Origin of the sequence: Flavobacterium labens (genome assembly GCF_048286755.1) — a bacterium.
In the GTDB taxonomy this organism is placed as follows: domain Bacteria; phylum Bacteroidota; class Bacteroidia; order Flavobacteriales; family Flavobacteriaceae; genus Flavobacterium.
The window spans coordinates 504,411-530,870 of sequence record NZ_JBLVPL010000001.1 but is presented as its reverse complement, the minus strand read 5'-3'; the positions used below and the strand labels follow the sequence as shown (position 1 = coordinate 530,870).

Here is a 26,460-nt window from a genome sequence, read left to right as displayed (position 1 = left end):
AATGATACAAGACAATAAAAATATCAGCAATGGTGTAATGCTTAATGTTTATCCGGATAGTATTGGAGAAAAATTTAGGGATTCAATAGCCATGCTTAAAATGGAAGAATTTAAAGATGTGTTTTCTCTAATATACGTTTTGCCTACCTTTTTTAACAGTGATTTAGATAGAGGTTTTTCTATTATTGATTATGATATAAACAAGGAGTTAGTAGATGAGAAAGATTTAAAGGACTTGAATGAACTCCAAATAAAACTGAAATTTGATATTGTATTAAATCATCTCTCTGTTGCTTCTCCTCAGTTTAAAGACATGCTGCAACATGGGGAAAAATCTAAATTTAAAGATTTTTTTATCAATTGGAATGAATTCTGGGAAGGAAACGGAACGAAGAATGAAGATGGAATTATAATACCAAAACCAGAATTTCTCAATAAATTATTCATGAGAAAGTCAGGTTTACCCATATTAAAAGTACGTTTTCCGGATGGGACTGAACAACCCTATTGGAATACCTTTTATCAGCAAATTACCTCCAATCCAATTGCCGAAGCTGATTTGCAGTCTATTGAAGGGTTGACTGAGACGCAAAAACAATCGGTTGTCACTCTTGTGAACGCAACTATAAATGACAATCAAGATTTTGCTACCCTAAATTTTGATGATTGTGCTCCGTTTAAATCAGAAATTTTACAAATTGTAGAACAAAAAAGATCTTATTTAGGACAAATGGACGTCAATGCTGCTTCACCATTAGTATGGGAATTTTACGAGGAGACTCTAAAAAAATTAAGTGGATATGGTTGTACGATTCTTAGATTAGATGCTTTTGCCTATCTGCATAAACAAGTGGGAGAATCCAATTTTTTTAATATACCAGGAACTTGGGAATATTTAGAGCGTATTAAGAAAATAGCACAACAAAATAATTTGATGCTTTTGCCAGAAATTCATGCAGAATATGGTTTGCATTTGCATGATGAGGTCGCAAATGAAGGGTATTATATCTATGATTTTTTCTTGCCAGGCTTAACCATTCACACTATCGAAAGTCAAACTAGCAGCGCTTTAATTCGATGGGCTAAAGAAATTATAGGCAAAGGATATAAAACGGTAAATATGCTGGGTTGCCATGACGGAATACCAGTTTTAGACTTGAAAGGCAAGGAGGTAAATGGCGTTTATAATAAAGGACTTTTAGAAGATGCTGAGATTGAAAGTATCATGAATACAATCATGGAAAGAGGTGGTCGTGTCAAAAATCTATACGACCCATCTGGAAACAAAATTTCTTATTATCAAATAAATGCCACGTTTTTTAGTGCATTGGGTGAAGACGAACAAAAATTACTGCTTGCTAGAGTCATTCAAATGTTTATGCCCGGAATACCGCAAATTTGGTATCTGGATATTTTTGCAGGTAAAAATAATTATGAAGCGGCGGATAATGGTGGTAGTGCTGGTCATAAAGAAATTAATCGGACTGCATTGTCAATGAATGATATTGAAGAAGGTCTGAAAACAGAAATTGTCAAGAAACAGCTCGAAATCATTCGCTTAAGAAATACTTCGGATGCATTTTCTGGTGAAGTAGAAATAAATGATTTTGCGGATGACATCTTAGATATCAAATGGACTAATGGTACTAGCATTGCGCACCTAATTGCAAACCTTAACAGCAAAGGTTTTACAATTAAACATACTAAGAATGAAATAACAACCACCAAGAGTTATTGATTTTTCTCTAATCAAAATAACAAATAAAAAGCTATTGTAATACGGATAATTACCTCCAAGCACTGAAATCTAATAATTATTCAAAAAAGTAAAAAATGAAAAAAAGTACGGTTAAAATTGCGATGTATCTCAATTACTTCGTTTTTGCGATTCTGCTGAATAGCGTAGGAATTGTGATATTAAAGGCGCAAAAAAATTATGGTGTAGATGAACTGCAGGCTAGTGTTTTAGAGGCTTTCAAGGATTTGCCCATTGCGATAGTTTCTTTTTTAATCGCTTCTTTTTTGCCTAGAATAGGATATAAAAGAGCCATGCTTATTGGCTTAGCCCTAGTTTCTGTTGCTTGTATAAGTATGTATTTTGGAAATTCTTTTGGAACGGCTAAATTACTTTTTGCTACCGTAGGTGTTTCTTTTGCATTGATAAAAGTATCAGTGTATTCGCTTATTGGAACAATAACAGAAAATCAGCAGGAACATAATAGTTTGATGAGTAGCATTGAAGGCGTATTTATGATAGGAATTGCTTTAGCGTATTTCTTGTTCCCGGCTTTTAATTCAGATGTAAATCCAGATGCTTGGCTGAATGTTTATTGGTTATTAGCTGGAATTTCGTTACTGTCCTTTGGCTTTCTATTTTTTACCAAATTCGAAAATCAAACGGATATTCCGGGCGTTGATCTAGCCGATGACTTCAAAGAAATGTTCAAATTATTTGCAAAACTATTAACCATAGTTTTTGTAATCAGTGCATTCTTATTTGTAATGATTGAGCAAGGAATCATGTCTTGGTTGCCAACTTTTAATAGTAAAGTGTTACATCTTCCCGAGAATATAAGCATAATGATGGCGAGTATTTTGGCAATCTCATTAGCAGTAGGCCGACTTTTAGCGGGTGTAATTACTAAAAGAGTCAATTGGATTTGGGTACTTAGTTTTTGTATCGTTGCAGCTATGCTTATTGTAATTTTTGTCCTTCCTAAAACAGTTGGTTTGGAGGTCAAAGAAATCAATTCCCTTGGGGATATTCCATTAATAGGATTTGCATTTCCATTAGTAGGACTTTTTATTGCTCCAATTTACCCGCTATTAAACTCGGTGGTTTTGAGTGCTTTGCCTAAAAAATTACATAGTTCAATGACCGGTTTAATTGTTGTTTTCTCTGCTCTTGGAGGTACCTTAGGGTCAAGAATTATAGGCTATTTGTTTAAGAACGAAGGTCCGGAAAATGCCTTTTACTATACCTTAATTCCTATGTCATTTTTGCTTGTTTCTTTCTTTATTCTAAAAAAACTTACTGCTAAACAATGAAATTCGTACTTAACATAGACAAAGTATTCCAGGAACTATTGCTTCAAGAGGATACTGACCAAGATAAAAAAATCACGAAAGACGATAATGGACCTAAAAAATTTCTATTAGTTGACGAAATTTCCAAACAACAGGAAACTATTGTAGGTACGTATCATTTGTCCAATTTATTGCAGGAATTAGCCCAGCTTAAGGAAGCGAATTCAACATTGGGTGAAGTTGATTTGAGTCGTATTCAAGAGAATCCAGTTCAGCGAATTTCAAGAAAAATTAAGGATGATTATTGGGAAGAACTAACTAGAACCATTGACAAAAAAGGCTTGACACAAATTATTGAAGACGAAAAAACGTCCAGTGATGTAGCAACGCTTTATGTTGCTGCCAAAGACAAACAAGGAGTTACTTACTTTCAGGCATTAGAAAAAGAATTACCAAATTTTAAAGTTGAAATTCTGCCTGAGAATTATTCGGTGGAATATGTGGAAACTTTAAATGAGAAACCGGGAATTCTGGCTTTGGCTTTGGAACAAAAAATTTACAGTCTGCAAGGCGTTCCTTTTGTAGTTCCTGGCGGAAGATTTAACGAAATGTATGGTTGGGACAGCTATTTTATTGGCGTTGGGTTGCTGATTGACGGTCAAATAGGCAAAGCAATCGCGATTGCTGAAAATTTTAAATATCAAATTATTCACTACGAAAAAATTCTAAATGCGAATAGAAGTTATTATTTGACACGAACGCAACCACCTTTATACTCCTCTTTGCTAATTGAAATTGCAAAAAAGGGAATGCCAAGTTTAGAGTGGTTAAGAAGCCATTTGGAAACGGTCATTTTGGAATACAATACGGTTTGGATGGTTCAAGGAAACCGATTAACACCAACGGGTTTAAATCGATACAAAGCGGATGGAATTGGAATGCCATTTGAAGTGGAACCCGGACATTTTGATGATGTTTTAGAACCGTATGCTAAAAAATATAATTTACCCATTAGGGAATTCGAAAAGCAATATTTACAGCGAACGCTAATTGATGATGAACTGGATATTTATTTCGTTCATGATAGAAGTATGAGAGAAAGCGGGCACGACACAACAAACCGATTAATTAATACGTGTGCCAATTTGAATTCAGTAGATGTCAACAGTTTTCTTTATAAGTATGAAAAAGACGTCGCCAATCTAATTAAAACTTATTTCGGGAACGCTTTTCAAGTTGGCGATATCATTTATACTTCGGAGGAATGGGAACAAAAAGCGCTTTTTCGTAAAGATAAAATGAATGAATTGTGCTGGAACGAGGACGCAAGTATGTATTTTGATTATGATTTTGTGAATCATAAGCAGTTCCCATTTGAAGCTGCAACAACATTTTTTCCTTTGTGGGCTGGGTTGTGTGATGAAAATCAGGCCAAAAAATTAGTTGAAATTGCTTTACCACAATTTGTGAAAACAGGTGGAATTACAGGAAGTACTGAGGCGAGTATAGCAGATGCTCCAGAAGAAGCACCGCAACGACAATGGGATTATCCTTTTGGTTGGGCGCCGCACCAAATGTTGTTATGGGAAGGATTGATTAACTATAATTATCTTGATAAAGCACAAGAAATGGTATACCGTTGGTTGTGGTTAATTACCAGAAATGCGGTGGATTATAATGGTACGATTCCTGAAAAATTTGATTTGGAAATTAGTTCACATAAAGTTTTTGCCGAATATGGAAACGTAGGGACTGAATTTGATTACATCGCAAAGGAAGGTTTTGGCTGGGTGAATGCGTCTTATCAGTATGGATTACAAATTTTGAACGACGAATTGAAACAGAAATTAGGAGCGTTAGTTTCTCCTGATGATATATTTTAGAGGTTAAAAAAATGTTTTTTGTTGTTTGAATGCATATTTTTTTTAACTTTATAATTCACTAAATGAATCAATTATGACAGTTAATCAAATTTTAGGCACTAAAGGAAAGGAAGTTTATTCCATACTTTCCACTAACACTGTATACGAAGCATTGACAGTGATGAGCGAAAAAAACATCGGAGCAATTCTTATCATTGAAGATGCCGTTTTGAAAGGAGTTTTATCCGAGAGAGATTATGCACGAAAAATTGTTTTGAAAGCAAAATCTTCAAAGAAAGCATTTGTTCATGAAATTATGGAGACGGATGTGGTTACGGTAAGCCCGTCAGATAATTTAGAGTACTGCATGGAATTAATGAGTACCAAAAGAGTCCGCCATTTGCCCGTTTTAGAAAATGAAATTGTAATTGGAATTATCTCAATTAGTGATGTCGTAAAAGCCATAATCGAGATGCAAAAAGATACTATTCAACATTTAAATTCTTATATTACTCAATAAAAAGAATCAAAATAATGATACTTACAGAAAGCTGCAGTTATTGCGGCTTTTTTTTTGGAATCCAATTAGGCTTGTTTCTATACAAAAGAATGGGGAAAAAGTCCTCTTTTTTTAAATCTAGACCCCTATCTTTGTAAGCTAGAATAAAATCTAAAAACAATGGAAAAGAATAGCAAAAGAAGAGAAGCATTATTATACCACGCAAAGCCAACTCCTGGTAAAATTCAAGTAGTTCCCACTAAGAAATATGCAACACAAAGAGATTTGTCATTGGCATATTCGCCTGGTGTAGCTGAGCCGTGTTTAGAAATTGCAAAAGACGTAAACAACGTTTATAAATATACCGCTAAAGGAAATTTGGTTGCAGTAATCACTAATGGAACTGCAGTTTTAGGATTGGGTGACATAGGCCCGGAAGCTTCAAAACCAGTAATGGAAGGAAAAGGATTGTTGTTTAAAATTTTTGCTGACATTGATGTATTTGACATCGAAATTGGAACTAAAGATATTGAAGAATTCATCCAGACGGTTAAAAATATAGCACCAACTTTTGGTGGAATAAACCTGGAGGATATAAAAGCTCCGGAATCTTTTGAAATTGAAAGAAGATTAGTCGAAGAGCTAAATATTCCTGTGATGCACGATGATCAGCATGGAACAGCCATTATATCATCTGCAGCATTGTTGAATGCATTGGAATTAGCGGATAAAAAAGCAGAAGATGTAAAAATGGTCGTTTCGGGAGCAGGTTCTGCTGCTTTGGCTTGTGCCGATTTATATGTTTTATTAGGAGTGAAAATTGAAAATATTTTCATGTTTAATAGCAAAGGATTATTGACAAAAGACAATCCGAAACTATCGGAATTACAGTTAAAGTATGCAAAAGATATACCTTCTATGAATTTAGAAGAAGCTTTAGTTGGGGCAGATATCTTTCTTGGCTTGTCCACCGGAGGAATTATGTCTCCGCAAATGTTGCTTGGAATGGCTGATAATCCTATCGTTTTTGCAATGGCAAATCCTGATCCGGAAATAGATTATAATTTGGCAATTGCAACTCGCAAAGATGTTATTATGGCAACAGGACGTTCTGATTTTCCTAATCAGGTGAATAACGTTCTTGGATTTCCTTATATTTTTAGAGGCGCATTGGATGTTCGTGCAACCAAGATAAATGAGGCTATGAAAATGGCAGCCGTTAAGGCATTGGCATTATTGACAAAAGAATCAGTGCCTGAGCAAGTAAATATTGCTTATGGAGCTACAAAATTAAATTTTGGTAGAGAATATATCATCCCAAAACCATTTGATCCAAGATTAATAACTATTGTTGCGCCTGCTGTTGCAAAAGCTGCTATGGACTCTGGTGTGGCATTGAATCCTATTACTGATTGGAAAAAGTACGAAGAAGAATTATTAGACCGTTTAGGGAATGATAATAAAATGGTTCGTTTGATTACAAACAGAGCTAAGATGGATCCTAAGAGAATCGTTTTTGCTGAAGCAGATCATTTAGACGTGCTTAAAGCAGCTCAAATCGTATGGGAAGAAGGTATTGGTTTTCCAATTTTATTAGGGAACAAAGAAATTATTTTAGAATTAAAAGAAGAAATTGGTTTTGATGCAGATATTGAAATTATAGATCCTAAAATTAAAGAAGAGGAAGTGCGAAGAAATAAGTTTGCAAACACGTATTGGTCTTCTAGACAAAGACGCGGGATTTCCTTTTTGGATGCACAGAAATTAATGCGCGAAAGAAACTATTTTGCAGCAATGATGGTTAACGAAGGCGAGGCTGATGCTTTGGTTACAGGACATTCCAGAAGTTACCCATCTGTGGTGAAACCAATGTTACAGCTTATTGAAAAAGCGCATGGAGCCTCAATTGTTGCTACTACAAATATGATGATGACGGCTCGTGGGCCAATGTTTTTATCGGATACCGCAATAAACATTAATCCATCAGCAGATGATTTAGCTAAAATTGCTATTATGACTGCGAAAACGGCGAGAATGTTTGGTGTTGAGCCAGTAATTGCAATGATATCATTTTCTAATTTTGGATCATCAACAAATGAAAGTGCTGGTAAAGTTAGAGAAGCAGTAGCTTATTTGCATAAAAATCATCCTGATATGGTTATTGACGGAGAACTTCAAGCCGATTTTGCATTGAATCCTGAAATGTTAAAAGAAAAATTCCCTTTTTCTAAGTTAGCAGGAAAGAAAGTAAATACGTTGATTTTTCCTAATTTAGAATCTGCTAATATCACTTATAAATTATTGAAGGAATTGAATAAAGTAGACTCAATAGGACCTATTATGTTAGGAATGGGGAAACCAGTTCATATATTTCAATTAGGCGCGAGTGTTGAGGAAATGGTAAACATGGCGGCAATTGCGGTGATAGATGCTCAGGAGAAAGGAAAGAAAAAAGCAAATTTACTTTAGTTTAATAAGCTATAAATTATTAGCGAAGTTAAATTGATGAATATGATAAAATTATGTGCTAATTTTATTATATTTGGTGCTATATTTAAGAATTAATGATAGCACATTTACAAGGAAAATTAGTAGAGAAATCGCCCACGCAAATAATAATTGATTGTGGAGGAGTTGGTTATCATGTAAATATTTCTTTACATACATATTCTTTGCTTCCAAATACGGATTTTATAAAAGTATATACGCATCTTCAAATAAAAGAGGATGCGCATACACTTTTTGGTTTTGTGGAAAAGTCAGAAAGAGAGATTTTCAAAATGTTATTATCAGTCTCTGGAATAGGAGCAAGTATAGCGAGAACAATGCTTTCTTCATTAGACCCAAAACAAATCACTAATGCAATTGCATCTGGGGATGTGGTAACCATTCAATCTATAAAAGGGATAGGTAGCAAAACAGCGCAAAGAGTAATACTGGATTTGAAAGACAAAGTATTAAAATTGTATGATTTAGATGAAGTTTCTATGTCGCAAAGCAATACAAATCGAGATGAGGCGTTATCAGCTTTGGAAGTTTTGGGGTTTTTACGGAAATCTTCAGAAAGAGTGGTAGAAAAGATTGTCAAAGAAGACCCAGATGCTTCTGTGGAGTCAATCATCAAGAAAGCTTTAAAAAATCTATAGAGGTATTCAAGTAACACGAGTTGTATGCATAAAATTTGTACTTTTTTGCTTGTATTATTCTGTGGTTTTGCATCGCAAGCCCAAGTAAATCAAGCAGCTCAGGATACCGTTAAAACTGGATTTTCTATTGGAAAAGTCCAGATGAAAAACCCAAAGAGTATTCTCTCAGCTTATACCTATGACCCTATAACAGACAGGTATATTTATACAAATTCTATTGATGGATTCTCCATCAATTATCCTATTATATTGACGCCAAAAGAATATGAAAAATTGGTTTTGAAAGAATCAATGCGCGATTATTTCAAAAAAAAGGTGGATGCTATTGAAGGTAAAAAAGAAGGTAGCGAAGAAGCTAAAAAAGATTTATTGCCAAGATATTACGTTAAATCAGGGCTTTTCGAATCTATTTTTGGAAGTAATACCATTGATGTAAAACCAACCGGATCTATAGAAATGGATTTAGGAATGCGTTATACAAAACAAGATAATCCCTCTTTTTCACCTAGAAACAGATCCAATCTTTCTTTTGATTTTGATCAAAGGATAAGTATGAGTTTGATGGGAAAAGTAGGAACGCGACTTAATGTAAATGCTAATTACGATACTCAATCAACATTTGCTTTTCAAAATTTAATGAAGTTGGAATATGCGCCTTCAGAAGACGATATCATCCAAAAAATTGAAGTAGGAAATGTAAGTATGCCTTTGAACAGTTCTTTGATTCGAGGCGCACAAAGTTTATTTGGTGTAAAAACACAATTGCAATTTGGGAAAACGACTATTACAGGCGTTTTTTCTGAGCAAAAATCACAAACGAAAAGTTTAATCGCTCAAGGCGGAGGGACGATTCAAGATTTTGACATGTTTGCATTGGATTATGATAATGACAGACACTTTTTCTTATCCCAATACTTTAGAAACAGATACGATAAATCATTAGTGAATTATCCATTTATAGACAGTAGGGTTCAAATTACCCGACTTGAAATTTGGGTAACTAACAAACAAAATAGGGTTGTAGCTACTAACAATAACCTCAGAAATATTATTGCACTTCAGGATTTAGGGGAAGGACAATTAAATGGTTTGACGGATAATGAAGTAGTTGTTTTGGATCCTATTCCTTCTAGTCCTCCGTTTTTTATTGCAGGACCGGATACTCCAACAGATAATAGAAACAATGCATACAATCCTGAATTAATTCAAGCAGGTGGTGGTTTATTGAATCCAAATATTCGTGAAATTGTAACTTCAAACTCAGGATTTAATGTCACTGTGAGCGAAGGACAAGATTATTCTAAATTAGAGAATGCCCGAAAACTGAATCCAAATGAATACACGTATAACGCGCAATTAGGATATATTTCATTACAACAAAGATTAGCTAATGATGAGGTTTTGGCAGTTGCTTACCAATATACAATTGGAGATCAGGTGTATCAAGTCGGGGAATTTGGAAATGACGGAGTTGATGCAACTGTAGTTACAGGAAACAGTCCTTCAAATCAAGCTATTATTTCTCAGAGTTTAATTCTGAAAATGCTGAAAAGTAATTTGACAAATGTTAAAAATCCTGTTTGGAACTTGATGATGAAAAACATCTATCAGATTCCGGGTGCTTATCAAGTAAAACAAGAAGATTTTAGATTTAACATTCTTTACACAGATCCTTCTCCTTTAAATTATATTACTGAAGTTCCTGGAAGTCCTTTTCCGCCGAATCCATTGCCTCAAAATGAAGTTGCCGAAACGCCTTTGTTAAAAGTATTTAACTTGGATAAATTAAATTACAACAATGATCCTCAAGCCGGAGGTGATGGTTTTTTTGATTTTATGCCGGGCTTAACTATGGATGCTCAATACGGAAGGATTATTTTTACTACGAAAGAACCATTTGGAGAATTATTGTTTTCTAAATTGTCAACTGGAGGAGAAAGTTATAACAATACGAGTTCTTATAATGAAAATCAAAAGAAATACGTGTTTCGCAGTATGTACCGAAACACACAATCTGGAGCTTTACAGGACAGCGATAAAAATAAATTTTTATTAAGAGGAAAATATAAATCATCAGGTGGTGACGGAATACCGATTGGCGCTTTAAATGTGCCGCAAGGTTCTGTTGTGGTTACTGCTGCAGGTAGAGTTTTAGTTGAAGGAATTGATTATAGTGTAAATTATCAATTGGGAAGGGTTCAAATTTTAGATCCATCACTTCAGGCTTCCAATACGCCTATCGAAGTGTCATTGGAAAATAATTCCGTTTTTGGTTTACAAACCAGAAGATTTATGGGTGTAAATGTGGAACATAAAATTTCGGAAAATTTCTTGATTGGAGGAACTTTCCTTAAGATGACTGAAAGACCATTTACTCAAAAATCAAGCTTTGGTCAGGAATCAGTTAACAATACTATTTTTGGATTCAATACTAATTTTTCAACCGAAGTTCCTTTCTTGACTCGATTGGTAAATAAATTACCAAATGTAGATACTGATGTGCCATCTAATCTTTCCGTAAGAGGTGAAATCGCTTTTTTGAAACCAGATACTCCAAAAGCAGATCAATTTCAGGGTGAGTCTACCATTTATGTTGATGATTTCGAAGGGTCTCAATCTACCATTGATATGCGGTCTCCGTATGCTTGGAGCCTGTCGTCAACACCGGAAAGAAATACCATGAGCACGTATGATTTCAATGCAAATGCAAATGATTTGAGTTATGGTTTTAAACGCGCCAAACTAGCTTGGTATTCTATTGATCCTATTTTTTATACTCAAAAACCAGCAGGAATTTCAAATGAAGATTTGTCATTCAATAAAACCAGAAGAATTTTTAGTGCGGAATTGTATCCGTTGACGGATATTGCACAAGGGCAGTCACAAGTTATAAATACGTTGGATTTAAGTTATTATCCATCTGATAGAGGTCCGTATAATAACAATTTGAATTCGGCTACAAATCCAAGAGATAATTTTGGAGGAATTATGCGCTCATTAAATTCGACTAATTTCGAACAAGGAAATGTTGAATATATTCAGTTTTGGGTATTAGATCCTTATGTAGGAAATGGTCAGGTGCAGCAATCTAATACGGGAAAAATTTATTTCAATTTAGGTGAAATATCTGAAGATGTTTTGAAAGATGGAAGAAAACAATATGAAAACGGACTTGGACCTGATCAGATATTGGTAAATCCACAGCCATTATGGGGAGATGTTCCGGCTTCACAATCACTAATTTATGCTTTTGATACTAATGTAGCAAACAGAACGAATCAAGATATTGGTTTGGATGGTTTGGCTAATGGTAATGAAGGGGCTGTATATACAAATTTTGCCTCAGAGTTAGATCCGGCGGCAGATGATTATACGTTTTATTTGAATGCTTCCGGAGGAATTTTAGACCGATACAAAATGTATAACGGTACTGATGGAAACTCGGCAGTTGATATAAGTGATCCAAACAGAGGATCAACAACCGTTCCTGATGTAGAGGATATCAACAGAGATAATACGATGAATACTATCAATGCGTATTACGAATATAGTATTGATATTCAGCCAAACATGAATGTGGGGCAAAATTATATTACTGATATAAGAAATACTCAAGTGACTTTGCCGGATGGTTCCACTACTGATGCGAGATGGTTGCAGTTTAAAATACCAGTTTCACAACCTGAAAATACTATAGGAAACATTTCAGATTTTAGATCGATACGGTTCATGAGAATGTTTATGACAGGTTTTAGTGAAGAAGTAACTGTTCGTTTTGGTGCGTTGGATTTGGTTCGAGGAGAATGGAGGCGCTATACCAATACGCTTGATTTTAATGATACTAACATTGCTGATGATGATACTAATCTAGATGTTTTAGCGGTTAATGTTCAGGAAAATAACGAGAGGTGTCCAATTAATTATATTGTTCCTCCAGGAGTGCAACGAGAACAACTATACAATAATAATACGGTTATCAATCAAAATGAGCAGTCGTTAGCATTGAGAGTATCAGGAAGCGGATTAGAACCAGAAGATTCCAGAGCAGTTTTTAAAAATGTAAGTATTGATATGCGTCAATTCAAGAAACTGAAAATGTTTTTGCACGCAGAATCATTACCAAATGAAGTTGTGCTACAAGACAATCAAATGGTTGGATTCATCCGTTTTGGAAATGACTTTACTCAAAATTTCTATCAAATTGAAATTCCTTTAAAAGTGACGAACCCAACTTCTGCTTCAAATACAGATTGTTCGCCTTTGAGCGCTGAGGAAGTTTGGCCAGAAGAAAATGAGATTGATTTGTCTTTGGCTTTATTGACAAAATTGAAAATTCTTGCAATGAGTATTAACCCAAGCACATTGCCCTTGGATGGTATTTATTATCCGGATAATGATCCGTCAAATACGGAGGGTGACGGAAGTGACAGGTTGCGATTGGGTATAAAAGGAAATCCTAATTTTGGATTAGTGCGAACGCTTATGGTTGGTCTAAAAAACAATGAATCCCGAAATGATGTCAAAGGAGAAGTTTGGTTCAATGAACTTCGCTTAGCTGATATGGATAATCAAGGCGGGATGGCTGCTTTATTGAATGTTGATACAAATTTAGCTGATTTTGCAACAGTTTCTGCTTCAGGTAAAAAGAGTACTATTGGTTTTGGAACTTTAGAACAAGGACCAAACGAAAGAAACCGTGAGGACACAGAGCAGTATAGTATTGTGACAAATGTTAATCTTGGTAAATTATTGCCTCCAAAATGGCAAATTAATCTGCCTTTTAATTATGCTATAGGCGAAGAGACAATAACTCCAGAATACGATCCATTTAATCAAGATATAAAACTAAAACAATTACTGGATAACACGGCTAATCAAGCCGAAAAAGACAATATTGAAAAAAGAGCTATTGATTATACAAAACGTAAAAGTATAAACTTCATTGGGGTTAGAAAAGACAGAAGTCCAGAACAAAAACAACACGTTTACGATCCTGAGAATTTTACTTTTTCCCAGTCATTTAATGAAGTCGAAAGACATGATTTTGAAATTGAAGATTATGTAGACCAACAAGTAAATACATCGGTGGACTATGCCTATACTTTTAAACCAAAATCAGTAGAGCCTTTCAAGAAGACAAAATTCATGAAAAAAAGTAATTATTGGAAATTATTAAGCGATTTCAATTTTAATTATTTGCCTTCTAATGTGTCGTTTAATACCAATATCATCAGACAATACAACCGTCAGCAATTTAGACAGGTAGATGTTGAGGGAATTGGATTGGACCCTTTGTATCGAAGAAATTTTGCCTTCAATTATCAATATGGATTTAATTATAATTTGACTAAGTCATTGAAATTAAATTATACGGCTTCTTCCAGTAATATCGTGAAAAATTATTTGAATGAGGACAATGAACCTATCGATACTTTTACAATCTGGGATAGTTATTGGGACATTGGAGATCCAAATCAACACATGCAACAATTGGTTGTGAATTATGAAATTCCAATTAATAAAATTCCATTATTTAGTTTTGTCAAAGCCAATTATTCCTATACGGGAGACTATAGCTGGCAGCGTACTTCTAATGCATTGTCACAAATAGAAATTGAAGGGAATAGTTATAATTTAGGAAACACCGTTCAAAATGCGAGTTCAAACAATTTGAATGCAACTTTAAATATGGACATGTTGTATAAATATTTAGGGCTGACAAAAAATGCAAATAAAACGGTTCCAAAACCTAAAACAACTGCTCCAAAACCAGGTGAAAAAATAGTAAATACAAATCCTAATCAAGTACCAAAAAACAATGAATTTGTAGATGGTTTTATAGGTGTTTTGACTAGTATTAAAAACATTCAGATGAATTACACCTATAACAGCGGTACGGTTTTACCTGGCTATACACCAAGTGTAGGATTTTTGGGTTCATCAAGGCCATCGTTAGGATTTATTTTTGGAAGTCAAGCCGATGTGCGATATGAAGCAGCAAAAAGAGGTTGGTTGACTAACTATCCTGATTTTAATCAAAATTTTTCACAAGTAACCAATAAATTATTTAAAGCTACTGCAAATGTAGATTTGTTACCAGATTTAAAAGTTGACCTGACATTAGACCGCGCTTACTCTGAAAATTCTACAGAACAATATGATGTTACGGATGGGGTTTATAATCCTAGATCGCCATATGATACAGGTATTTTTTCAATTTCTACGATGTTGATAAAAACTTCGTTTTCTGCTAGTGATGAAAATTCATCGGTTGCATTTGATGATTTTAGAATGAACAGACTTACGGTAGCCAATCGATTAGCTTCGCAACGAGGAATTGACATTAATAATCCAGGTAATTTAGACCAAGATGGATTTCCGATAGGATATGGAAAAAATAATCAAGCAGTATTGTTGCCTGCATTTTTAGCAGCTTATTCAGGTGGAAATGCTTCGGATGTTTCTCTTGGGATTTTTAGAAATTTCCCAATTCCAAACTGGTCGATAAAATACAATGGCTTGATGCGTTATGGTTTGTTTAAAAAAAATTTTAAACGTTTCTCTTTGCAACATAACTACAGGGCGTCCTATACGATAAATGCGTTTAGGTCAAATTTTGAATATGACAAAGACCCAGGCGGAAAGGATGCCAGTGGTAATTTTTTCAATCAAACTATAATGTCAAATATAAACTTGGTGGAACAATTTAATCCATTGTTAAGAATGGATTTTGAATTGAAAAGTTCATTAAAAGTATTGGCTGAAATTAAAAAAGACAGAGCTTTGTCAATGAGTTTTGATAATAATTTGTTGACAGAAGTTAAAGGGATAGAATATGTGGTAGGACTGGGTTATCGTTTCAAAGATGTGATTTTCTCTTCCAGACTAGCTGATAATCCAACAGGAATAATAAAAAGCGATATCAATTTGAAAGCAGATGTGACCTATAGAAACAATCAGACGATTGTAAGATATTTGGATTACGATAATAATAAATTGGCAGGAGGACAAAATATATGGTCTTTGACGGTCAAAGCAGATTATGCTTTTAGTAAAAACCTTACGGCTATTTTCTACTATGATCACTCTTTTTCAAAAGCAGTAATATCTACTTCATTTCCGTTGACAAATGTTCGTTCCGGAATCACACTTCGTTATAATTTTGGGAATTAATTTTTCTAAAAGGGAACAATTTTGAATAGAAGATTATTACATTTGTGGCATAAAATTTAAATTATCAATAAATAATTATCAATTACAATTTATATGAACATACCAGTAAATTTAAAGTACACTAAAGATCACGAATGGGTTAGTATTGATGGCGATACTGCAACTGTAGGAATCACTGATTTTGCACAAAAAGAATTAGGAGATATCGTTTATGTTGAAGTTGAAACTTTAGACCAGACTTTAGACAAAGATGAGGTTTTTGGTACGGTAGAAGCAGTTAAAACCGTTTCTGATTTGTTCCTTCCATTAACAGGTGAAATTATTGCTTTCAATGACGCTTTAGAAAGTACTCCTGAAATTGTTAATTCTGACCCTTATGGAGCTGGATGGATGATCAAAATAAAAATTGCAAACATGGCAGAAGTAGATGATTTATTGTCTAGTGATTCTTACAAAGAACTTATTGGTGCCTAAACAAATATATTTTTTGGCCGCTTTATTATGGGCTGGAGTTATTGCTTTTTTTTGTTTGGTTCAACTGAATAATGTTCCACTGGGAGAGGTTTCAAATCTGGATAAATTAGTGCATGTTTTTTTTCATTTTGTTTTAACGGTGCTTTGTTTTTTATTTTTTCAAAAATATACAAATGCATTAAACAGTTTAAAACCCATAATAATTTCTTTTCTGTTTTCTGTTTTTTTTGGAATAGGTATTGAAATTGCGCAAGAATTATTTACAACCACAAGGCATGCAGATGTATTTGATGTTTTAGCAAATTTATCTGGTGCAATTTTAGGAGTAGCTGTTGTCATTTTATTGGATTTAAAAACAAAGATTAGATAAAATTCAATTTATTATAGAGTCCCACTTTGGTGGGACTTTTTATTTTATGGCATTCAAAAACACGAATGTTTATTTAGTATGGTTCATCTTTTTTTTAAAAGCATGTAAAAACTTCAGTTCTAGCGTTAAAAATGCAAAAAAGTAAAATTTTATAGTAAACTTATGTTTATATAAAATGTATTTTTGTGCGTAATAATCGACTCTAATTAAGAAATCAAAGCGCATGAATATCAAGCAATATTTAGATTCTACCTATTTAAAAACGGCAGAACAAGCGGGACTCAGCGAAAAAGAAAATACTTTGGTAGTCAAAGGATTTGTCCAAGAAGCAATTGAGGAACATTTTAAGCTTATTATGATTCGTCCTAATATGGTTTCATTGGCAAAAAAAATGATTGTTGAGGCAAATTCAGTTGTATCAATAGGAACTGTAATTGATTTTCCTGAAGGTAAATCTTCGTTAGAAAATAAACTTATCGAAGCTCTTCAAGCGATACACGATGGTACTGATGATTTAGATTTTGTATGTAATTATGAAGCATTCAAAAGAGGAGAATTAGCCTTGGTAAAAGAAGAAGTTTTGAAATGTACCCAATTGGGTTTAGATAATAATAAGGTTGTAAAGTGGATTATTGAAGTGGCGGCTTTAAGTGATAAGGAGATTATCCAGTTGTCAAGTTTGATAAAAAATATAATAGTTTCTAATTTCAAACAAGAGCTCTTTGCATCAGTTTTTGTGAAGTCCTCGACGGGTTTTTATAAAACAGAAAATAATTTACCAAACGGAGCCACTATTCCTTCAATACTGATGATGCTTGAAAATGCATCGCCCCTTCCCGTGAAAGCTGCAGGAGGAGTGAGGACTTATGAGGAAGCGGTTAAGATGATTCAAATGGGAGTTAAAAGAATAGGGACATCAGGTGCTAAAATTATTGCTAACGGACAAAATTCACATAATGAATATTAAATTCACAAAAAATATAAACATGAAAAAAGGGTTGCTAGCTTTATTTTTATTTTCGTTTTCCTTTTTTTCTTATTCCCAAGATTTAAATAGTACTTCAGTACAATCAGGCAATTCGGTAGAGCGATTTCCTGTTTTTCCTGATTGTGTCAATTTACAGTCCAAAGTGTTAGAAAATTGTTTCTACAGCCAAGTTCAGGATTTTGTTTTTGAAAATTTTCAAGTTCCGGATAATTTAAAGCAAAATAATTTTCAAGGGAATGTGAAGGTTCTTTTTGAAGTAGACAGTAATGGCGTTTTTAAAGTGATTTATGTTGATGCTATTGATGAGGCATTGATAAAAGAAACAAAAAGGGTTTTTGGTACATTTCCAAAAATACAACCATCAACATATAATGGAAAACCAACCTATTCTAAATTTACCATAACTATTGCCATACCTTTAAAAAGTAGGGATGAAATTGAAGCAGAAGCTTTGGCGAAAGCCGAAATCGTTTCAAATAATAAACCAAAACTTACGGAATTAGATAGTATTGTTTATAAAAAATTTACTAATCCTGAGTTTGAAAGTCATTTAAATGTTCCTTTTTCGCATAGTTATTACGCTCAGTTTGATGGGGCCTTAAATCAAGTGGGAAGTAATAATCACACCGCTTCAAAACCATATACGTATGCTGAGGTTTCAAAATATTACGACTTGAAAGGAGTTAATGAAAAGATAAAAAAGAAAACTTCCGGCTGGTGGGCAAGAAAATTATGGAATGAGAGTGCCGTTGAAATCCAGGGTGATGGATATTGGTTTACACTAAATCCTATACTTGATTTACAGGTTGGTAAAGCTTCAAAAAGTGAGGCTTCTTATAGCTATGTAAATACACGCGGAATCAATTTTAGAGGAGGTTTGGGCAAGCAGCTTAACTTTTCTACCACGGTTTTTGAGAGCCAAGGACGTTTTGCAGATTACTTCAATCGTTATGCAGAATCTATTAAGCCCGCTGGAGGAAATCCTGCGATTATTCCGGGGATAGGAATTGCAAAAGACTTCAAAACAGATGCGTATGATTTTCCTTTGGCTGAAGCCAATTTGACTTTTACGCCAAGTAAATATTATGATTTGCAATTGGGTTACGGCAGAAATTTTATTGGTGATGGATACCGTTCTTTGTTAGAAAGTGATGGTGCCAGTCCGTATCCTTATTTTAAATTGAATACTAATTTTTGGAAAATAAAATATACAAATACTTATATGTGGCTAAAAGATATTCGCCCTGAGGTGACATTAGAAAGAACGTATGCCACGAAATTTATGGCAAATCATTATTTGAGTTGGAATGTTTCAAATAAATTAAATCTTGGTTTCTTCGAATCGGTGATTTGGACCAATACGAATGACAGAGGATTTGATGTGAATTTTGTGAATCCAATTATATTTTATCGTTCGGTTGAATTTGCTTCTTCAGCAAGAAGTGGAAATGCAGTTTTAGGATTGACTTTTAAGTACAAATGGAGTAATCAAATCAATTTTTACGGACAGTTTATTCTGGATGAATTTTCTCTTGGAGACATCAAGGAGAGAGACAATAGTTGGAAAAATAAGTACGGTTATCAGTTAGGTATTAAGTACTATAATGCTTTCAAAGTAGATAATTTACTGTTGCAATTTGAGTACAATCATGTGCGTCCGTATGTGTATTCTCATAGTATGCCAATTACAAATTATGCTCATAACAATCAGAGTATTGGGCATCAATGGGGTGGAAATTTCAAGGAATTTATTGCCATTGCTCGTTATCATAAAGGAAGGCTTTTTGCTGATGCAAAAGTTACTGTGGGAACACGAGGACTGGATTTTGATACAGCCGAAGACAGTTTTAATTACGGTGGGAATATCTATAAAGATTACGATGAAAACAGGGCTTTTGATAGTAGTGTGAAAGTAGGGCAGGGAAATAAAACGGCTATTTTTATAGCTGATTTTCAAGGTGGTTATTTGGTGAATCCGGCTACGAACCTGAAGCTTTTTGGAAGTTATATTTACAGAAGTTTTGATCCTGCAAAAAACACTGCAACCACTTTTACCGAAAGCACTAATTGGTTTACTTTAGGATTGAGAGCTGATATTTTTAATTGGTATTTTGATTATTAATCTTTTTGTGAATTGTTTTTTGTCAAATCCCTTTTGATACACTACTTTTGCAAAAGTTTTTCAAAACAAACAAACTCTAGTATTGGACGCAACACAAAATACATTTTCATTAAAATCCATTTATATTGATTTCCGAGAGATCACTAAGGCACGTTTAGCTATTAGTGTTGTGTTTTCGTCTATCGCGGGATTTATGCTTGGGATTTATGATTTGCATTCATTGGATTGGATGGTTTTACTAAAATTGGCAGTTGGTGGCTATTGTATGGTAGGAGCATCAAATGCTTTTAATCAAGTTATTGAAAAAGATTTGGATGCTTTGATGGATAGAACGAAAAATCGTCCCGTTCCAGCTGGCAGAATGTCTCAGGCTACGGCTTTGATTATTGCGAGTTTTTTAACGATCGTTGGGATTGCTATGCTTTATACGATCAATCCAAAAACCGCTATGTTTGGCGCCATTTCAATATTTTTATATACAAGCGTTTATACTCCTTTGAAAACGATGACTTCATTGTCTGTTTTCGTGGGAGCTTTTCCTGGAGCAATTCCTTTTATGTTGGGTTGGGTTGCGGCTACAGGAGAATTTGGAATAGAAGCAGGAACCTTATTTTTAATTCAGTTTTTTTGGCAATTTCCCCATTTTTGGGCTATTGGGTGGTTTTTGTATGAAGATTATGAGAAAGCTGGTTTCTTTATGTTGCCTACAGGTAAAAAAGACAAAGGAACTGCATTGCAGATTATTCTATATACAGTTTGGTTGATTTTAGCGTCACTTTTACCAGTTTTGGGTTATACAGGACGATTATACATGACGCCAATTGCTGCGATTATTGTATTTTTACTGGGATTATGGATGCTTTTTTATGCTGTTCGATTATACAAATTAAGAACTGCAAAAGCGGCCAGAACTTTAATGCTAGTTAGCGTTTCTTATATTACATTGTTACAATTGGTTTATATATTTGATAAATTTTTAAGATAGTTATGGAGATGATAATGACAACTGAGGAACAAAAATCCAGAACAGCCAGATCATATAAGTTGATTTTGTTGTTTGCAATGGTAAGTATGACTATGATGTTTGCTGGTCTTACCAGTGCTTTTGTAGTGAGTAAGTCAAGAGCTGACTGGTTGAAGGATTTTCAATTACCAATAGCATTTTATTACAGCACAGCAGCGATAATAGGTTGTAGTGTTGCTTTTCATTTGGCTAAAAAAGCAATTCAGAAAAACAATCAAAGTAAAACGACAATTTTTCTTTTGACGACATTAGTTCTAGGAATATTGTTTGTAATTTTACAGTTCGTAGGATTTGGTCAAATAGTGGATAATGGGTATTATTTCACCGGAAGTGGAAGCTCAATAACCACTACTTTTTTATACGTTGTTACGGTTGTGCACTTGATTCACCTTGCTGGTGGCGTGATTTCACTTCTAATTATAATTTATAATCATTTTAAACAAAAATACAATTCATCTCAAACCCTTGGAATTGAACTAGGTGCAATGTACTGGCACTTTCTTGACTTATTATGGGTTTATTTGTTTTTGTTTTTATATTTCTTTAAATAAGAAAAAAACGTAAATTTGGGAACTTTTTAACGAATAACTTTTATGGAAGCGACAGTTACTACTGCAAATAGTGAAGAAAAAACTTGGGGAGGCGGCAATGAGCCAATGGGAGCAAGTTATGGCAAATTAATGATGTGGTTTTTTATCGTATCAGATGCTTTAACGTTCTCTGGATTTCTAGCGGCGTATGGTTTTTCTCGATTTAAATTTATTGAAACTTGGCCGTTGGCCGATGAAGTGTTTACTCACTTCCCATTTATGCACGGCGTTTCTGCTCCGATGTATTATGTGGCATTAATGACTTTTATTTTGATTTTTTCATCTGTAACAATGGTTTTGGCTGTTGATGCAGGTCATCAAATGAAAAAGAACAAAGTAGTTCTTTACATGTTCTTAACCATTATCGGTGGTTTGATTTTCGTAGGATCTCAAGCATGGGAATGGAAAAATTTCATCAAAGGGGAATACGGAGCTATTGAAACAAAGGGAGGAAGTTTACTTCAGTTTGTGGATAAAGACGGTAATCGTGTTGCTTTAGCTGAGTTTGCAGCTGTTTTACCTGAAGAAAGAGAACAGTTGACAAGAAGTAAAGGAAAATGGTTTATGGATGAACCAGCTTTGCCATCTTACTCAGTTGCCGAAGTTCAAGCGGGTTTCAAAGCACATCCTGAACTTTTGATCAGAACTGAGGTTATAACCAAAGACAAGAAGAAAACAATCCTTTCAAGAGAAGAGTCTGAAGCAAGATTGAGTCAAGCACATTATGTTGTTGAAGGCGCAAACTTGGTAAGAAACGAATACGGAAGTAAATTATTTGCTGACTTCTTTTTCTTTATCACTGGTTTCCACGGATTCCACGTTTTTTCTGGAGTAATCATAAATATTATCATATTTTTCAATGTGTTAATTGGAACTTATGAGAAAAGAAAAAGTTATGAAATGGTAGAAAAAGTGGGTCTTTATTGGCACTTTGTCGATTTAGTTTGGGTATTTGTATTTACAGTTTTCTATCTAGTTTAATTTCAAAAAGTAATTATCATGTCACACGAACACGTATCTAATATAGGTAGAATCTGGAAAGTTTTCGGAATATTATCTGCCGTTACTATTGTTGAAGTTTATTTGGGTATATTGAAACCAGATTTTCTTTTCATGAATGATTTTTTAAGTATGAACTTACTTAATTGGATATTCTATGCTCTTACTATTTTTAAAGCCTATTACATTGTATATGCATTTATGCACATGGAAGGTGAAAAAAGTTCTTTAAGAAGTGCAGTTGTTTTTCCAGTAATTTTTCTGATATTATATTTACTCTTCATTCTTTTGACAGAAGGGGATTATATTTATGAGGTTTTTAAAAATTCTACCATTAAATGGAATTTTTAACAAGATATTAATTCAAAAAGAGGGTACGCATTGCGTACCTTTTTTTATTTTTGTACTTTAATAAGTATCACTACAATGAAAAAAAATATTGTCCTTTTCGTTCTTTTTATTTTACCTATAGTTGCCTACCTTTTTTTTGCTTCAGGTGTGAATGGCTTTACTAAATTACCTACAATAACTCCTAATACTGCTGATTTAGGTAATTGGCAATCTTTAGACGGCCAAAAAGTTAGTTTGAATGGCAAAGTAACGATTCTCGGTTTTATGGGCACTGAGCTTTTAAAAAACAGAGGTAATCTTTTCAATTTAAATCAAAAAATTTATCAAAGGTATCATGAGTTTAAAGATGTTCAGTTTGTGATGATTTGTCCAGCTGGAACTGAAAAAGATGCTAAAAAAGTGGTCGATGCTTTAGGTGCTTTTACTGATGTTGCTCAATGGCGCTTTGTATTTGCATCAACAGAAGAGATTGCCACTTATTATGATCAATTAAAATTGGTGGAGAAATTAGATGAGAATTCTGGTACGCCGAAAGTCTACATTATTGATAAAAAACGAAATCTTCGCGGTCGAAAACTAGTAAAAAACACTAAAGAAGGTTACAATACATTTCACCCAGCAGAGTTGAGTAACGAAATGCTGGATGATTTTAAAGTCATACTTTATGAATATAGAGCAGCTCTTAAAAAGAACAATAACGCTACCAGAAAAATTTAATATTTTATGTTCAAAAATAAATCATACATAGGAATCTCTTTTATTATTTTGATTTTTGGGATTTATGCAGTTCCAAAAATAGTAGAAAGAATTAAAAACGATAAAGTGGTTCAATGGGATAGACTTGACAGTGTTAACCCAGCAACTGCTGAAGAAGGGCAACTAATTAAAATAGGGCCTGCGCCTAAATTCGAATTAGTAAATCAAGACAACAAGAAAATTACTAATGAAACCTACAAGGGTAAAGTGTATGTTTTAGAATTTTTCTTTTCTACCTGTCCTACTATTTGTCCAAAAATGAATGAAAGTATGTTGGTTTTAGAAAAGAGTTTTTTTGGTAATCCTAATTTTGGAATTGTCTCAATTACTATAGATCCAGCTCATGACACGCCACAAGTATTAAAAGAACATGCAGATCTTTTAGGGGTAAAATCCTCCAATTGGAATTTTTTAACCGGAGATAAAGCCTATATTTTTAATTTAGCTAATAAAGGTTTTAATCTTTATGCAGGTGAAAATAAAAAAGTTGCTGGTGGTTTCGAGCATTCAGGGTTGTTTGCATTGATTGATAAAAATGGAAATATCCGTTGTAGAAATGATGATTTTGGAAATCCAATTTTATATTATGATGGTTTGGATAAAAAAGGAGTAAGAAATATTCAGCAAGATATTAATATTTTATTAAAAGAATAATAATGGAAAATAATACGTTTGAACAGAGATTTAATAAGTTAATTATAGCAGTTTCAATTTTAATACCAGTTGTGGTAGCGATACTTTTTGGAGTAAAATTAAAAGATTTTGGATATAATGTAGAACCACTTTCATTTTTGCCACCAATTTATGCTACTACTAATGGGGTCACAGCTATTATTTTAATCGCGGCAGTTGTTGCTATTAAAAACGGAAAAAGAAAACTTCATGAAAGGTTGATGACTTCGGCTATAGCTTTGTCTGTTGCTTTTCTAGTTATGTATGTAGCGTATCATATGACTTCTGATTCTGCTGTATTCGGAGATTTAAATCATAACCGTTTATTGGAAGATTCTGAAAAATTAAGTGTCGGATCTTTGAGAATAGTTTATTTGCTAATTTTAATTACTCATATTATTTTGTCGATTGCCATTATTCCTATGGTTTTAATAACGTATGTTAGAGCATTAGCAGAAAATTTTGACAAGCATAAAAAAATATCCAAAATTACTTTTCCTATTTGGTTGTATGTTGCCGTAACTGGAGTAGTTGTTTATTTAATGATTTCACCGTATTATGTATACTAAATCTAAGAGTAAAGAGTTAAAAGCTAAGAGTAGAATCGAGAAGTTATGCATTTATGCCTTTATTCTGGTTTTTAGTCTTTCCTCGCTATCAGCAAATGCGCAATGTGCCATGTGTCGCGCCGCATTGACTAGTGAAGGAAATACAACTAAAGCAGCAGCGGTAAATGATGGAATCGTTTATTTAATGGTAATTCCATATCTGCTTGTCGCAGGAATTGGGTATGCTATCTATCGAATGAAAAAGAAAAAATCCTAAAAATTTCAATAGCGATTCAAAAATCAATCTTAAAACAGTGTGTTTGATGGTTTACTGATGACTACAAACTGACCACTCTACTTCAGTCCATCTACGGAAACATTAACGGTTCCTTTTACTTTTATAAAGGCAATAATAGCTTGATTTGTCAATTGGATTTTTTGAAATTGAATTTCCTCCATTTTTCCGTTTACAAAAACACCTTGCATCGGAGAATAATTTTTTAAATAGGTCATCATGCTTTTTTGGCCTTCTTCAAGATTTGGTTTGATGGAGTAGCGACAGCTTTGCTCTATTTTTCTTAAAATTAGTCCTTGCGCTAACCAATTGGCAGTTCGCATTAATTTATTTTTTGTGTCTAAAGCATAATCCAATTGGTCGAAAAATACTTCTTTGGTTTTGTCGTTATATTGAGGAAAACCGGCTAAATAGATGGTTCCATTTACAGATCCTAATACATCTAAAGCGATTATCATTTTTCCGTTTTTGTGCCAAATAGAAACATTTTGAACTTTTACTTTCTTGGAACCTGAACCAAATTCTTGTCCGGCAAAATTCTTAGTCATTAGTTTTGAAGCTTCTAGATAGGTAGAAACAGCAACAATGTTTGCGGTAATTTCCTGAGGTATTTTAGATACTGGTTTTAAAACAATTTTGCTGGCATTAAATTTAGATTCGGGTTGCCTTCCTATTAATGTTTCCATGTTGCATTTCATTCCCATTTCCAGTACAAAAGTGTCGTTTTTAAGTTTGGCATTGGTTGAATAAATTTCGATAGGAACAATTCGAAGCCAACTTTCATAAGTATCGCTCATTTTAAAAGGAACACAAATTTTTTCTAATGCTGCCAAAACATTCGGCTTGAAATCCATTGATTTTGCAATAGCATCATCAATTTTCTTTTCTATTTTAGACTTGAAAAGCTTTATTCCTGGATTGATAAGATAGGTAACAGGCACGTTTTTTCCAAAAACGGTCATCGTAGGACTTTCATTCCAATCCAATGATTTTAGTTCCGTTTTGGTATTCATTTTCCAATTGGTTAAACCTATATCGCTGAGCAAGGTTACTACGCCATCAAGATTAAATTCTTTAGTGTTGTATAATTCGACACCCATTTTCTTTGTTCCAATCCTATATTTTACGATAGCTTTCAAGGGTAAGACTGTTATGATTTTTTGACCATTGGCACCGTTGTCATTTTTGATTGTGATTGGTGCTAATTTCCAAATCTTCATTTCGATATCATCATCTTCGATATTGTTGTCTTCATAAATCAGCCCATTTAGAAGTGAATTTGTTTGGTTTTCGATATCCTTCAATTTTACACTGATGGGTAAATTGATAAAGGAAGGAGTGTTTTCGTATACTAAAGGAGTGGCATCATCAGGTTCTGGTTTTAGAGTAGCTATTTTGTTTGTCGTAGAACAGCTTGTTATCAATATGATAGAAAAAAAGGTAAGAAGGGCTGAAAAATATCTATGCATTTTATTTTAGTTTGATGAGGCTAAATTAGCAAAACAATTCTTTTTTAGAATTAATGTGTAACATTTTCATATCAATTAAGTCTTATGATTAAATT

At 33.7% G+C, this 26,460-nt stretch carries 20 protein-coding genes; 19 read left to right on the top strand and 1 reads right to left on the bottom strand.

Going from position 1 to position 26,460, the window contains the following annotated elements:
- Position 1: 1 nt before the first annotated feature.
- The 19 genes from ACNQF8_RS02280 to ACNQF8_RS02190 all read left to right on the top strand — a co-directional run bounded on the left by ACNQF8_RS02280 (position 2) and on the right by ACNQF8_RS02190 (position 24,878).
- Positions 2-1,738 (top strand): alpha-amylase family glycosyl hydrolase, encoded by a 1,737-nt coding sequence (locus ACNQF8_RS02280; RefSeq protein WP_417952823.1) that lies wholly within the window; start codon positions 2-4, stop codon positions 1,736-1,738.
- Positions 1,739-1,833: 95 nt separating this feature from the next.
- Positions 1,834-3,048: an MFS transporter gene (locus tag ACNQF8_RS02275; RefSeq protein WP_417950630.1), complete on the top strand. Its 1,215-nt coding sequence runs from the start codon at positions 1,834-1,836 to the stop codon at positions 3,046-3,048.
- Positions 3,045-4,910, top strand: a complete 1,866-nt coding sequence (locus tag ACNQF8_RS02270) for a trehalase family glycosidase (protein ID WP_417952822.1) — start codon at positions 3,045-3,047, stop codon at positions 4,908-4,910. Before ACNQF8_RS02275 ends, ACNQF8_RS02270 begins: the two co-directional genes overlap by 4 nt.
- A 73-nt stretch (positions 4,911-4,983) precedes the next feature.
- Entirely contained in the window at positions 4,984-5,409 is a 426-nt protein-coding gene (locus tag ACNQF8_RS02265) for a CBS domain-containing protein (protein WP_315206334.1), read from the top strand.
- 159 nt (positions 5,410-5,568) lie between these two features.
- Positions 5,569-7,857 carry an NADP-dependent malic enzyme gene (locus ACNQF8_RS02260; protein WP_417950628.1) on the top strand — a complete coding sequence of 763 codons (2,289 nt, stop codon included), beginning with the start codon at positions 5,569-5,571 and terminating at the stop codon, positions 7,855-7,857.
- Positions 7,858-7,952: 95 nt separating this feature from the next.
- Complete coding sequence (gene ruvA / locus ACNQF8_RS02255) at positions 7,953-8,534, top strand: Holliday junction branch migration protein RuvA (RefSeq protein WP_282714399.1); 582 nt, start codon at positions 7,953-7,955, stop codon at positions 8,532-8,534.
- Between the two features lie 24 nt (positions 8,535-8,558).
- Positions 8,559-15,707 (top strand): T9SS outer membrane translocon Sov/SprA, encoded by a 7,149-nt coding sequence (gene sov / locus ACNQF8_RS02250; protein ID WP_417952821.1) that lies wholly within the window; start codon positions 8,559-8,561, stop codon positions 15,705-15,707.
- A 93-nt stretch (positions 15,708-15,800) separates the two neighbouring features.
- Positions 15,801-16,181, top strand: a complete 381-nt coding sequence (gene gcvH / locus ACNQF8_RS02245) for a glycine cleavage system protein GcvH (protein ID WP_417952820.1) — start codon at positions 15,801-15,803, stop codon at positions 16,179-16,181.
- Positions 16,182-16,194: 13 nt separating this feature from the next.
- Positions 16,195-16,551, top strand: a complete 357-nt coding sequence (locus ACNQF8_RS02240) for a VanZ family protein (RefSeq protein WP_417950626.1) — start codon at positions 16,195-16,197, stop codon at positions 16,549-16,551.
- A 223-nt stretch (positions 16,552-16,774) separates the two neighbouring features.
- Positions 16,775-17,518 (top strand): deoxyribose-phosphate aldolase, encoded by a 744-nt coding sequence (deoC, locus tag ACNQF8_RS02235; RefSeq protein WP_417950625.1) that lies wholly within the window; start codon positions 16,775-16,777, stop codon positions 17,516-17,518.
- A gap of 19 nt (positions 17,519-17,537) precedes the next feature.
- Complete coding sequence (locus ACNQF8_RS02230) at positions 17,538-19,661, top strand: energy transducer TonB (RefSeq protein ID WP_417950624.1); 2,124 nt, start codon at positions 17,538-17,540, stop codon at positions 19,659-19,661.
- 82 nt (positions 19,662-19,743) lie between these two features.
- On the top strand, positions 19,744-20,646 hold the full coding sequence (gene cyoE, locus ACNQF8_RS02225; protein ID WP_417950623.1) for a heme o synthase: 903 nt from the start codon (positions 19,744-19,746) through the stop codon (positions 20,644-20,646).
- 2 nt (positions 20,647-20,648) lie between these two features.
- Positions 20,649-21,236, top strand: coding sequence for a cytochrome c oxidase subunit 3 (locus tag ACNQF8_RS02220; protein ID WP_099714319.1), 588 nt, complete (start codon positions 20,649-20,651; stop codon positions 21,234-21,236).
- 42 nt (positions 21,237-21,278) lie between these two features.
- Complete coding sequence (locus tag ACNQF8_RS02215) at positions 21,279-22,256, top strand: cytochrome c oxidase subunit 3 (protein WP_417950621.1); 978 nt, start codon at positions 21,279-21,281, stop codon at positions 22,254-22,256.
- 18 nt (positions 22,257-22,274) lie between these two features.
- Complete coding sequence (locus ACNQF8_RS02210) at positions 22,275-22,625, top strand: cytochrome C oxidase subunit IV family protein (RefSeq protein WP_099714321.1); 351 nt, start codon at positions 22,275-22,277, stop codon at positions 22,623-22,625.
- A gap of 75 nt (positions 22,626-22,700) precedes the next feature.
- On the top strand, positions 22,701-23,342 hold the full coding sequence (locus ACNQF8_RS02205) for a hypothetical protein (RefSeq protein WP_417950620.1): 642 nt from the start codon (positions 22,701-22,703) through the stop codon (positions 23,340-23,342).
- A gap of 6 nt (positions 23,343-23,348) precedes the next feature.
- Positions 23,349-24,035, top strand: a complete 687-nt coding sequence (locus ACNQF8_RS02200) for an SCO family protein (protein WP_417952819.1) — start codon at positions 23,349-23,351, stop codon at positions 24,033-24,035.
- A 2-nt stretch (positions 24,036-24,037) separates the two neighbouring features.
- Positions 24,038-24,622: a DUF420 domain-containing protein gene (locus ACNQF8_RS02195; protein ID WP_417952818.1), complete on the top strand. Its 585-nt coding sequence runs from the start codon at positions 24,038-24,040 to the stop codon at positions 24,620-24,622.
- Entirely contained in the window at positions 24,612-24,878 is a 267-nt protein-coding gene (locus ACNQF8_RS02190; RefSeq protein ID WP_417950617.1) for a hypothetical protein, read from the top strand. Before ACNQF8_RS02195 ends, ACNQF8_RS02190 begins: the two co-directional genes overlap by 11 nt.
- Before the next feature lie 77 nt (positions 24,879-24,955).
- Here the strand turns inward: ACNQF8_RS02190 and ACNQF8_RS02185 are convergent, their stop codons facing one another.
- On the bottom strand, positions 24,956-26,365 hold the full coding sequence (locus tag ACNQF8_RS02185; protein WP_417950616.1) for a DUF4403 family protein: 1,410 nt from the start codon (positions 26,363-26,365) through the stop codon (positions 24,956-24,958).
- Positions 26,366-26,460: the final 95 nt, after the last annotated feature.

Bases quoted from the DNA above. Each gene is read 5' to 3' on its own strand.
- ACNQF8_RS02190 (WP_417950617.1), top strand. From the start codon at position 24,612: ATGTATACTAAATCTAAGAGTAAAGAGTTAAAAGCTAAGAGTAGAATC.
- ACNQF8_RS02195 (WP_417952818.1), top strand. From the start codon at position 24,038: ATGGAAAATAATACGTTTGAACAGAGATTTAATAAGTTAATTATAGCA.
- ACNQF8_RS02260 (WP_417950628.1), top strand. From the start codon at position 5,569: ATGGAAAAGAATAGCAAAAGAAGAGAAGCATTATTATACCACGCAAAG.
- ACNQF8_RS02280 (WP_417952823.1), top strand. From the start codon at position 2: ATGATACAAGACAATAAAAATATCAGCAATGGTGTAATGCTTAATGTT.
- ACNQF8_RS02185 (WP_417950616.1), bottom strand. From the start codon at position 26,365: ATGCATAGATATTTTTCAGCCCTTCTTACCTTTTTTTCTATCATATTG.
- ruvA (WP_282714399.1), top strand. From the start codon at position 7,953: ATGATAGCACATTTACAAGGAAAATTAGTAGAGAAATCGCCCACGCAA.
- ACNQF8_RS02220 (WP_099714319.1), top strand. From the start codon at position 20,649: ATGGAGATGATAATGACAACTGAGGAACAAAAATCCAGAACAGCCAGA.
- ACNQF8_RS02275 (WP_417950630.1), top strand. From the start codon at position 1,834: ATGAAAAAAAGTACGGTTAAAATTGCGATGTATCTCAATTACTTCGTT.
- gcvH (WP_417952820.1), top strand. From the start codon at position 15,801: ATGAACATACCAGTAAATTTAAAGTACACTAAAGATCACGAATGGGTT.
- deoC (WP_417950625.1), top strand. From the start codon at position 16,775: ATGAATATCAAGCAATATTTAGATTCTACCTATTTAAAAACGGCAGAA.
- ACNQF8_RS02230 (WP_417950624.1), top strand. From the start codon at position 17,538: ATGAAAAAAGGGTTGCTAGCTTTATTTTTATTTTCGTTTTCCTTTTTT.
- ACNQF8_RS02200 (WP_417952819.1), top strand. From the start codon at position 23,349: ATGTTCAAAAATAAATCATACATAGGAATCTCTTTTATTATTTTGATT.
- ACNQF8_RS02270 (WP_417952822.1), top strand. From the start codon at position 3,045: ATGAAATTCGTACTTAACATAGACAAAGTATTCCAGGAACTATTGCTT.
- sov (WP_417952821.1), top strand. From the start codon at position 8,559: ATGCATAAAATTTGTACTTTTTTGCTTGTATTATTCTGTGGTTTTGCA.
- ACNQF8_RS02210 (WP_099714321.1), top strand. From the start codon at position 22,275: ATGTCACACGAACACGTATCTAATATAGGTAGAATCTGGAAAGTTTTC.
- ACNQF8_RS02265 (WP_315206334.1), top strand. From the start codon at position 4,984: ATGACAGTTAATCAAATTTTAGGCACTAAAGGAAAGGAAGTTTATTCC.
- ACNQF8_RS02215 (WP_417950621.1), top strand. From the start codon at position 21,279: ATGGAAGCGACAGTTACTACTGCAAATAGTGAAGAAAAAACTTGGGGA.
- ACNQF8_RS02205 (WP_417950620.1), top strand. From the start codon at position 22,701: ATGAAAAAAAATATTGTCCTTTTCGTTCTTTTTATTTTACCTATAGTT.